Origin of the sequence: Actinomadura formosensis NBRC 14204, from assembly GCF_001552155.1 — a bacterium.
GTDB lineage: Bacteria > Actinomycetota > Actinomycetes > Streptosporangiales > Streptosporangiaceae > Spirillospora > Spirillospora formosensis.
In genome coordinates this window covers 39,983-49,911 of sequence record NZ_BCQQ01000043.1, presented here as the reverse complement: position 1 = coordinate 49,911, position 9,929 = coordinate 39,983, and the positions used below count along the sequence as shown (strand labels likewise).

Annotated in this window: 10 protein-coding genes and 1 pseudogene; 4 read left to right on the top strand and 7 right to left on the bottom strand. The window is 70.8% G+C overall.

Features of this window, described 5'->3' with window-relative positions:
• The 4 genes and pseudogenes from AF1_RS14135 to purS form a co-directional block, all read right to left on the bottom strand.
• Positions 1-942, bottom strand: a pseudogene (locus tag AF1_RS14135) (phosphoribosylformylglycinamidine synthase subunit PurL); the annotation flags it as partial.
• Positions 939-1,619 carry a phosphoribosylformylglycinamidine synthase subunit PurQ gene (purQ, locus tag AF1_RS14130; RefSeq protein ID WP_067797954.1) on the bottom strand — a complete coding sequence of 227 codons (681 nt, stop codon included), beginning with the start codon at positions 1,617-1,619 and terminating at the stop codon, positions 939-941. The gene purQ and the pseudogene AF1_RS14135, both read right to left, overlap by 4 nt.
• Before the next feature lie 100 nt (positions 1,620-1,719).
• Entirely contained in the window at positions 1,720-2,163 is a 444-nt protein-coding gene (locus tag AF1_RS14125; RefSeq protein ID WP_242608671.1) for an ATP-binding protein, read from the bottom strand.
• Between the two features lie 217 nt (positions 2,164-2,380).
• A complete protein-coding gene (gene purS / locus AF1_RS14120) occupies positions 2,381-2,623 on the bottom strand; it encodes a phosphoribosylformylglycinamidine synthase subunit PurS (protein WP_084262879.1) in 243 nt (80 codons plus the stop codon).
• Between the two features lie 96 nt (positions 2,624-2,719).
• On the opposite strand from purS, the gene AF1_RS14115 reads away from it, so the two are divergent.
• The 4 genes from AF1_RS14115 (at position 2,720) to AF1_RS14100 (ending at position 8,018) form a co-directional block, all read left to right on the top strand.
• The gene (locus AF1_RS14115) at positions 2,720-4,339 is read left to right on the top strand and encodes a hypothetical protein (protein WP_067797948.1); all 1,620 of its coding nucleotides are present in this window, start codon (positions 2,720-2,722) and stop codon (positions 4,337-4,339) included.
• 180 nt (positions 4,340-4,519) lie between these two features.
• Entirely contained in the window at positions 4,520-5,650 is a 1,131-nt protein-coding gene (gene pdhA, locus AF1_RS14110) for a pyruvate dehydrogenase (acetyl-transferring) E1 component subunit alpha (RefSeq protein ID WP_067797945.1), read from the top strand.
• Complete coding sequence (locus AF1_RS14105; RefSeq protein ID WP_067797943.1) at positions 5,647-6,624, top strand: alpha-ketoacid dehydrogenase subunit beta; 978 nt, start codon at positions 5,647-5,649, stop codon at positions 6,622-6,624. The genes pdhA and AF1_RS14105 overlap by 4 nt, the downstream gene beginning before the upstream one ends.
• A gap of 5 nt (positions 6,625-6,629) precedes the next feature.
• Positions 6,630-8,018: a dihydrolipoamide acetyltransferase family protein gene (locus tag AF1_RS14100; RefSeq protein ID WP_067797981.1), complete on the top strand. Its 1,389-nt coding sequence runs from the start codon at positions 6,630-6,632 to the stop codon at positions 8,016-8,018.
• Positions 8,019-8,070: 52 nt separating this feature from the next.
• On the opposite strand, the gene AF1_RS14095 is transcribed toward AF1_RS14100, so the two are convergent.
• The 3 genes from AF1_RS14095 to AF1_RS34345 all read right to left on the bottom strand — a co-directional run bounded on the left by AF1_RS14095 (position 8,071) and on the right by AF1_RS34345 (position 9,899).
• Entirely contained in the window at positions 8,071-8,310 is a 240-nt protein-coding gene (locus AF1_RS14095) for a DUF6458 family protein (protein ID WP_067797940.1), read from the bottom strand.
• Positions 8,311-8,416: 106 nt separating this feature from the next.
• Positions 8,417-9,256, bottom strand: a complete 840-nt coding sequence (locus tag AF1_RS14090) for an OmpA family protein (protein WP_067797937.1) — start codon at positions 9,254-9,256, stop codon at positions 8,417-8,419.
• Positions 9,156-9,899, bottom strand: a complete 744-nt coding sequence (locus AF1_RS34345; RefSeq protein WP_131732442.1) for a hypothetical protein — start codon at positions 9,897-9,899, stop codon at positions 9,156-9,158. The genes AF1_RS14090 and AF1_RS34345 overlap by 101 nt, the downstream gene beginning before the upstream one ends.
• Between the last annotated feature and the right edge of the window lie 30 nt (positions 9,900-9,929).

The window sequence follows — 9,929 nt, the reverse complement described above, 5'->3', positions numbered from 1 at the left end:
GGTGCCGCGGCCGATGCGCGGCAGCGGACCCGTACCGGGACCTTCGGCGCGCGGAAGCGCGAGCGGACCCGTGTTCGGGTGGATGACGGGCTGCGGGCCGGTGCCGGGCCCGACCACCGGCTGCGGACCCGTCCCGGAGCCCACGACGGGCTGCGGGCCGGTGCCAGAGCCGACCCTCGGCAGCGGGCCGGTACCAGAGCCGATCGCGGGCAGCGGGCCGGTGCCGCGGCCGATGCGCGGCAGCGGACCCGTACCGGGCCTCTCGGGACGCGCCAGCGGACCCGAGTTGAGATCGACGACAGGCTGCGGACCGGTGCCCGTGCCCACGATCGGCTGCGGGCCCGTCCCAGAGCCCACAACGGGCTGCGGGCCGGTACCGGAGCCGACCCTCGGCAGCGGGCCGGTACCGGAGCCGATGGCGGGCTGCGGGCCGGTACCAGAACCGACCCTCGGCTGCGGGCCGGTGCCCATGGTCGGCTGGGGGCCGGTGCCGGAGTCGCCGGGCTCGGCCGGCGGGCGGGGCGCGGCGAACCCGCTCAGGTCGGGCATCGTCAGCGACGGGTCCACGACGGTGGACGTGGGGTCGCCGGCGGCGCGCTCCTCCTCCAGGGCGCGCGCGAAATCCTGCTCGGGCCCTTCAGGGCTCGGGGCGGGTACGGGCGGCTGTTCGCCGTCCGGCACGGACATGGGATCGGACATGGGATCGGTGAACGGATCGGAGGCCGCCTGGAGGGCGGGCGGGCCGGGCTGCGCCCCGCCGGACTGGTCGGCGTGCCTGTCCTCCTCGATGATGGCCTTGAAGCCCTGGGTCACCGCGGGGCTGACGGGCTGGAGCTCGGGATCGTCCGCGTCGGACTTGAGCTCGCCGAGCCACTCCATCGAGGGCTCGTCGGAGTTGTCCCGTGCCGCTCGTCCGGAAGCGTGGGGCCGTTGCTCACTCATGCGTTGACCAGTCTCTTGACGATCGAGGTGAAAAAGCCGAGCCCGTCGGTGGACGGTCCGGTCAGCGACTCCACGGCATGCTCGGGGTGGGGCATGAGCCCGACCACGTTGCCGGCCTCGTTGCAGATGCCGGCGATGTCATCGAGGGAGCCGTTCGGGTTCAGGTCGACGTACCGGGCGACGATCCGGCCGCTGTCGGCCAGTTCGTTCAGGGTCTCCCGGTCCGCGGTGTACCGGCCGTCCCGGTTCTTGATCGGGATCACCAGCTCCTGGCCCTCGCCGTAGTCGCTGGTCCAGGCTGTGTCGGCGTTCTCGATCCGCAGCCGCTGGTCACGGCAGACGAAGTGCAGGCCGGCGTTCGGCAGCAGCGCGCCGGGCAGCAGGTGCGACTCGCACAGCACCTGGAAGCCGTTGCAGATGCCGAGCACGGGCAGTCCCGCGCCCGCGGCGGCCACCAGTTCGGTCATCAGCGGCGCGAACCGGGCGATCGCCCCGGCCCGCAGGTAGTCCCCGTAGGAGAATCCGCCGGGCAACACGACCGCGTCGACGCTCTGCAGGTCGTGGTCGCCGTGCCAGAGGGCGACCGGCTCGGAGCCGGATAGCCGGACGGCACGTGCGGCGTCCTTATCGTCCAGGGAACCTGGGAAGGTGATGATCCCTACCCGGGCAGCGTTCATCTCTTCTGTTCCTCCGAAATGAGGTGAGGTCGGGACGGTCGGGTTCTCCTCCGCCGATCACCCCGTCGCGCGTCGCAATACCCCCCGCGCGCGTCCTAATCTACCCGGCGTTGTGCATGAGGCTGCGGTCGAGGCGCCGGACCAGCGCCCCGTCCCGCCAGGTCAGCCGCTTTCGCAGGTGAACGATGGTGCCCCGGTCGGGCGAGGAGTCGATGTCCAGGTCGTCCACCAGTGCCCGCATGATCGCGATCCCGCGTCCGGACTCGCTCAGGGGGCCCCGGTCCGCGGGCGCCGGGCGGGGCCCGCCGCGCCCCCAATCCATGATCTTCATCATGCAGAAGCCGCCGTCCACCTGCCCGGTGACCTCGTACTTCCCGGTCGCGCGGGCGTGCTGGACGACGTTCGTGCATGCCTCGGAGGTGGCGACCAGGACGTCGTCGACGCAGTCATCGGATACGCCCAGCCCCCGCAGCGCATCCCCCACCACCCGCCGGATCACCGGGATGCTCAGCGCCTCGCGCGGCAGCGCGAGCGAGAACCTCATGTTCACCCGGACACCTCGTGTCATGGCCCCGGGCTTCCCGTTTTTCCCCCGGCCCCGGAGCGTGCTCGACGACTCGACGCAGCTAACACTTCCCCGGCGGAATCTTCCGTAATCGCTATACCTGCGGTCTTTCCCGGGCATCTCAGCGGCCCGCGGAAACGATATGGAACGAACCAACTTCATCCCGGCACCGAACGGTACTCCGCGCCATTTCCGATCAGAGAACGCGGACCTCGTAGTTCTCTATGACGGGATTGGCCAGCAGCGTCTCAGCGATCTTGCTGACCCGCTCCAGGGCCGCCTCGTCGGCGTCCCCCTCCAGTTCCACCTCGAACCGCTTGCCCTGCCGGACGGCGACGACCCCGTCGTACCCCATCTGCGGCAGTTTCCTGGCGATCGCCTGGCCCTGCGGATCAAGGATCTCCGGCTTGAGCATGACGTCCACGACGACACGCGCCACGACCGCCTCCTCACTGATCTGCGCTTTTTACTTACGATCTGAAGCGTACGGCACCATGGCCGAGCACGACCCATCCGCACCCCCCGGAGCCACCTGATGAACATCGAGGACCTGACCCCCTCGGAACGCCTCCTCTGGAAGGCCTTCCCGAAGGGCGAATCGGTCGACCTGTCGTCCGGCGACCCGGCCTTCGACGACGTCGGGCAGTCCGACCGGTGGGGACGCGACCGGGTGGTCAGGGCCGAGGTCCTCGTCGCGCTCCTCGCCGGCGCCGTGGACCCCGAGCCGGGGCAGGTCGCCGCCGTCCGGCTCAGCGGCGCCCGCATCACCGGCTCGCTGAACCTCGGGCACGCGGAGGTCACCGTGCCGCTGGCGCTCACCGGCTGCTCGTTCGACGAGGCGCCGCACCTGTACTGGGCGAGCATGAACAGCGTCCACCTGATGCGCTGCGGCCTGCCCGGGCTGGTCGCGTCCGGCACCCGGGTGGACGGCCACCTCTGGCTGGAGGGCAGCCGCATCAACGGCGGGCTGTGGCTGGACGGGGCGAACATCACCGGCATCCTGAACATGTCGGGCGTCCAGCTGGCCAATCCGGGCGGGGACGCGCTGCTCGCCGACCGCCTCACCGTCGAGGCGAACGTGTACTGCGACCAGGGGTTCACGGCCACCGGCGAGGTCCGGCTGCCCGGCGCCCATGTCGGCGGCCAGCTGATCTTCCGCGGTGCGCGGCTCCACAACCCGTCCGGCGCCGCCCTGTACGCGAGCCGCCTGGACGTGGCCGCGAACGTGTTCTGCGACGGCGGGTTCACCGCCGAGGGCGAGATCCGGCTGCGCGGTGCCCGCGTCGGCGGCTACCTCTCCTTCGTCGGCGCGAACCTGTCGGCCCCGGAGCGCACCGCGCTGAACGCCGACGACCTCGCCGTCGAAACCGACATCTACTGCTCGGACGGATTCACCGCCGTCGGGGCCGTCAGCTTCTCCGGCGCCCGCGTCACCGGCCAGCTCAGCTTCCGCGACGCCCGGCTGCGCCACGAGCGGGGGACGGCGCTCAGCCTGCAGCGCATCCAGGCCGAGGAACTCCTGCTCCGCACCGCCGAACCGATCAGGGGCACCGCCGACCTCTCCTATGCCCGCATCAACCTGCTCCGCGACGACGCCGCGTCCTGGCCGGAACGCCTCCAGCTGGACGGCCTCCAGTACGAGACCCTCGATCCGCCGCTCACCGCCCGCCAACGCCTCGAATGGCTGCACCGCGACACTGACGGCTACGCGCCGCAGCCCTACGAGCGCCTCGCCCAGACCTACCGCTCCCTCGGCCTCGACGCCGACGGCCGCTCCGTGCTGCTCGCCAAGGCCCGCGACCGGCGCCGGACGCAGGGCGTCCCCCGCAAGATCGTCGGCTGGCTGCAGGACTTCCTGGTCGGCTACGGCTACCGCCCGTTCCGCGCCGCGAGCTGGCTGATCGGCCTCCTCGCCTTCGGGACGATCGTCTTCTCCACCCACAAGCCCGACGTCCTGGACGACGGCCACAAGCCGCACTTCAACGCGTTCTTCTACACGCTCGACCTGCTCCTGCCCATCGGCAATCTCGGCCAGGAGGTCGAGTTCGCCCCCAAGGGCGTCTACCAGTGGATAGCGAACTTCATCGTCGCCGCCGGCCTCATCCTCGGCCTGACGGTCGCCGCCGGCGCCACCCGGGCCCTGTCCCGCGAATGAACATGGGGGTCAGGGCGCGGAGGTGCGGGTAGGGATCACAGTGGCGGGACTTGCATCGCAGGGTGTGATGTCTGCCACGATGGCATTGCGGCTTTTGTCCCTTACCGGGGGCCAAGTCCGCTGACATCGGCCGGCGACGCGGCGATCCCGTGTTCCGGCCCTGAACGAGGAGTGTCATCGATGACGATCGACTCCGTGCGCGGCGCGCCCGACACCCCCGAGCTCACCGAGCCCGAGCTCATCCAGCTGCTCACCCCCGAGGGGGAGCGCGTCGAGCATCCCGACTACCCCCTGGACCTCGGTGCCGAGGAAGTCCGCGCCCTGTACCGCGACCTGGTGATCGTGCGGCGGATCGACCTGGAGGCCGTGGCGCTCACCCGGCAGGGCGAGCTCGGCCTGTGGGCGTCGCTGCTGGGGCAGGAGGCGGCGCAGATCGGCTCGGGCCGCGCGCTGTCCGAGCACGACATGGTGTTCCCGACGTACCGGGAGCACGGTGTCGCATGGTGCCGGGACGTGGAGCCGCTGAAGCTGCTCGGCCTGTTCCGGGGCGTCAACCACGGCGGGTGGGATCCCGCCGAACACGGGTTCCACCTGTACACCATCGTGATCGGCAGCCAGACGCTGCACGCGACCGGGTACGCGATGGGCATCCAGCGGGACGGGGTACTGGGCACGCCGTCGGCCGGCGCCACGATCGCCTACTTCGGGGACGGGGCGACCTCGCAGGGGGACGTGAACGAGTCGTTCGTGTTCGCCTCGGTGTTCAACGCACCGATCGTGTTCTTCTGCCAGAACAACCAGTGGGCCATCTCCGAGCCGCTGGAGAAGCAGTCCAGGATTCCGCTCTACAAGAGGGCGCAGGGATTCGGGTTCCCGGGCCTGCGGGTCGACGGGAACGACGTGTTCGCCTGCCTGGCCGTGACCAGGAAGGCCCTGGAGAACGCCCGGACGGGGCAGGGCCCGACGCTCATCGAGGCGTACACCTACCGGATGGGCGCCCACACGACGACGGACGATCCCACGCGCTACCGGCTGAAGGCCGAAGAGGAGGCGTGGAAGCTCAAGGACCCGATCGAGCGCGTCAAGGCGTACCTCGTCCGGAACGACCTGGCGGACGCGGGGTTCTTCGAGAAGATCGAGGACGAGGCCAAGCGGATGGCCAAGGAACTGCGCGAGGGGTGCCGGGCGATGCCCGACCCGCAGCCGCTGTCGATGTTCGACGAGGTGTACGCCGAACGTCATCAGCTGATGACGGAGGAGCAGGAGCAGTTCGCCGCCTACCTGGCGTCGTTCGAGGAGGAGGCGAAGTGAGCACCCTGACCCTCGGCAAGGCGTTGAACGAGGGCCTGCGCAAGGCCATGGACAACGACCCGAAGGTCCTCGTGATGGGCGAGGACGTCGGGAAGCTCGGCGGGGTCTTCCGGATCACGGACGGCCTGCAGAAGGACTTCGGCGAGGAACGCGTCATCGACACGCCGCTCGCCGAGTCGGGCATCGTCGGGACGGCGATCGGGCTCGCGCTGCGCGGATACCGGCCCGTGGTGGAGATCCAGTTCGACGGGTTCGTGTTCCCGGCCGCCGACCAGATCATCACGCAGCTCGCCAAGATGCGGATGCGGTCGCTGGGCGCGCTGTCGCTGCCGGTCGTCGTCCGCATCCCGTGCGGGGGCGGCATCGGCGCGGTCGAGCACCACTCGGAGTCGCCCGAGGCGTACTTCACGCACACGGCCGGCCTGCGGGTGGTGACGTGCTCGAACCCGGTGGACGCGTTCTCGATGATCCAGCAGTCGATCATCTCCCCCGACCCGGTGATCTTCTTCGAGCCGAAACGCCGGTACTGGGACAAGGCCGAGGTCGACCTCGACTCCACCGACTGGACCCCGCTGCATCAGGCGCGGGTCGTCCGGCCGGGAGAGCACGTGACGGTGCTGGCGTACGGCCCGGCGGTGAAGACGTGTCTGGAGGCCGCCGCGGCGGCGGCCGAGGAGGGGCGCTCGCTGGAGGTCATCGACCTGCGCTCGCTCAACCCGCTCGACATCGACACCGTGACGGCGTCGGTGAACCGGACGGGACGCTGCGTCGTCGTCCACGAGGCGCCGGTGTTCAGCGGGTTCGGCGCCGAACTGGCCGCGCGGATCACCGAGCGGTGCTTCTACCGGCTGGAGTCGCCGGTGCTGCGGGTCGGCGGGTTCTCCACGCCGTACCCGCCGTCCCGCCTTGAGGACCACTACCTGCCCGACCTCGACCGCATCCTGGACGCGGTCGACCGTACCTTCGCGTGGTGACGCCGGTGAGCGAGCCGAAACTGTTCAAACTGCCGGACGTGGGCGAGGGCCTGACGGAGGCCGAGATCGTCAAGTGGCATGTCCAGCCCGGCGACACCGTCGAGGACGGCCAGACCATCGTCGAGATCGAGACGGCGAAGGCGATCGTGGAGCTGCCCTGCCCGTTCGACGGCGTGGTGGCCGAGCTGCTGGTCACCGAGGGCCAGACCGTGGACGTCGGCGTGCCGATCATCTCGGTGGACGCCGCGGGCGGCGGCGGGGTGGCGACGCCGGTGTCCGAGCCGCCGGCGCAGGCGGCGGCGCTGCGCGAGGAGGGTGTGCCGACCGCGAACGAGCCGGGCATGATGGCTCCGGAGGAGCCGCCGAAGCGCCGGCCGGTCCTGGTCGGGTACGGGGTCAAGGAGGGGACGACCAAGCGCCGGCCGCGCAAGGCGGCCAACGGCGCCGCGCCCGCCGCGCCCGCTGTGCCCGCTGTGCCCGCTCCGGCGCGGCCGGAGGCGCCCGCTCCCCGTCCGCGGCCTGGGGACGGGGGGCTGCCGCTGGCCAAGCCGCCCGTCCGGAAGATGGCGAAGGACCTCGGCGTGGACCTCGCCACCATCGCGGGCACGGGTCCGCAGGGCTCGATCACGCGGGACGACGTCCTCGCCGCGCAGGCCGCGCCTCAGGCGCCGTCCGTCCAGGCGGGTTCCCGTGAGGAGCGGATACCGGTCAAGGGCGTCCGCAAGGCCACGGCGGCGGCGGTGTCGGGTTCGGCGTTCACGGCTCCGCACGTCACCGAGTTCCTCCAGGTGGACGTGACGCGCACCATGGAGGCCGTCAAGCGGCTCCGCGAACTGCCCGAGTTCGCGGACGTGAAGGTGTCGCCGCTGCTGCTGGTGGCGCGCGCGCTGCTCACCGCCGTGGCGCGGCATCCGATGGTGAACTCCACGTGGGCGGACGGCCCGGACGGCGCGGAGATCGTCGTCAAGCGCTACGTGAACCTGGGCATAGCGGCGGCCACCGACCGCGGCCTCATCGTGCCCAAGGTGAAGGACGCGCAGGACCTCGACCTGCCCGGCCTCGCGCGCGCGCTGAACGAGCTGACGGAGAAGGCACGCGCGGGCAAGGCGTCCCCGGCCGACCTCTCCGGCGGGACGATCTCCATCACCAATGTCGGCGTGTTCGGCGTGGACACCGGGACCCCGATCCTCACCCCCGGCGAGGCGGCGATCCTGGCGTTCGGCCAGATCCGGGACATGCCGTGGGTGCACGAGGGCGAGCTGGCGATCCGCAAGGTCACCACCCTCGCCCTGTCCTTCGATCACCGCATCGTGGACGGCGAACTGGGCTCTCGCGTCCTGCGCGATGTCGGCGACATGCTGGAGGACCCGATCCGGATGCTCGCCTGGAGCTGACGAACGATCACGTGGGGCCGGCGCCGCACCTCGGCGCCGGCCCCGCGGCCTTTCAGCGCGGCGGGTTGTCGCCGTCGTACATGTGCTCGTCCCGCCGCTGGTCGGAGCCCGGCCCGCGCTGCTGCGGGCGGGCCATCATCACCAGTTGCAGCACGACCATCGCCCCGCCGACGATGATCAGGATGACGCCGACGACGTGGACGTCCACCGGGTCGGTCATCGCATCCGACCGGATCGCGAACTTGAGGATCAGCCCCAACGTGATCAGGAAAACACTGACGCCGATACCCATGGATGACCTCCGCCGGACGATCCGTTGCCGTGCTCTTTACCTATCCGCCCGGCTCGTCCGCCACACGTCGCGGTACCGGCCCAACGGCACCGGGGCCGAGATCGGTCTATGAAACGGGGACCTTCTCGACCTTTCCGAAGGGACCCGCATTGAACGTCACGGACGTGACATTGCCGGGCGGCGCGGGCAGGTAGACGAAGCCCCGGCCGGGCCGGCCGACGGCGGTGAGGAAGGTGGCGCGTCCGGGGTCGAGGTAGACGCCGGTTCCGGTGGGCCTCGCCGGGCCGACGCGGACGGCACGGTAGACGTCCTTGCCGCCCGGCACCTGAATGGAGAACGACCCGAACACGCCTCCCGGATAGTCGGGGTTCGGGTAGGACGCGTCAGGCGGAGTAGTGCCGGGACCCTCGTTCACGATGTCGAACACGGCGACGATGTAGGCGCCGTCCCGGTAGAAGGGTTTGACTTCCAGCCGCCTCTTGTCGGCGCCAAAGTGGGCCGTGCGGGTCGCCACCGTCTTGCCGTCCTCCGGGCGGAAGGCCGCCGGTGAGGTGGTGCCGCGCGCGCTTGCCTTCACCTGATAGGAAATCTCGACACGGTTGTTGCGGGCAGTGTCCTTGGAGATGGGCTCGGCCTTCCCCCTGCCGGTCGCGGTGTAGGTGAAACCGCCGCCGAGCCGTGTCTTCATCTCCTTCATGACGGCGTCGGCACGGTCCTGGGAGAGCTTCACGTCGTCCTTGCCGTCGGCGTGCCCTTCGATCGTCAGGGGGCCGGCGGCCTTCGCCTTGATCTGCCGCGCCATCTCGTCCAGGACGGCTTTCGCGCGGCTCGACGGCTTGGCCGAGTCACCGTCGAACAGCACACCGGCGCGCAGGCTCACCGTCATATCGGAGATGCCGGACGTGACGTCCTTCGTCTCGCCCTCCACGATGTCGTACAAGTCCACCGGTTTCCCGGCTGAAACGGACGGAGACGGCGGCGAGGTGATGGACCGGAAGCGGCGCGCCCACGGACGGCTCAGCGCCCACAGAGGGCTTGGAGCGCGGCCCGGACGTGGTCGGGGACGCGCTGGGCGCGGCCGAGGTCGGGGACGGCGCCGGAGACGAGGCCGCGCCGCCCACCGGGATCCCGGTGAACTCCCCGGCCGTCCCGGGTGTGAGCGCGGTGACCTTCTGGACGTCCGCGGGAAGCGGCGGGTATTCGGCGGTCATCTCGCGCGTGGCCCCGGGCGCGAAGCCGCTGCCGCTCGTCGTCCCGGTCGGCTTGTAGAGCCTGCGTCCCACCGGATCGATCAACGCGATCTCGAACGGGACGGACTTCTCCGTCGAATCCAGAGAAGTCACGCTGTAGCGCAGCACCGCCTTGGAGACCTGCCGCTCGACGCCCTTGACGTCCACCCGCGCGTGCAGGCCGTCCGCGCCGCCGAACCAGCCCTCCTTGGAGAACGCTCCCCCGGGCGGCGCGGCGGGCCGGGGATCACCGCCCGCCCTGACGGTCGGCGGTTCGACCTTCTCGGCCTTGCCGGCGTCGGCGCAGCCAGAGGCGAGCAGCAACCCGGCGAGGGAGACGGCGAGGGGCATGGCACGCATCGGTCATCCGGTCCGGGAGGCAAGAGGGCG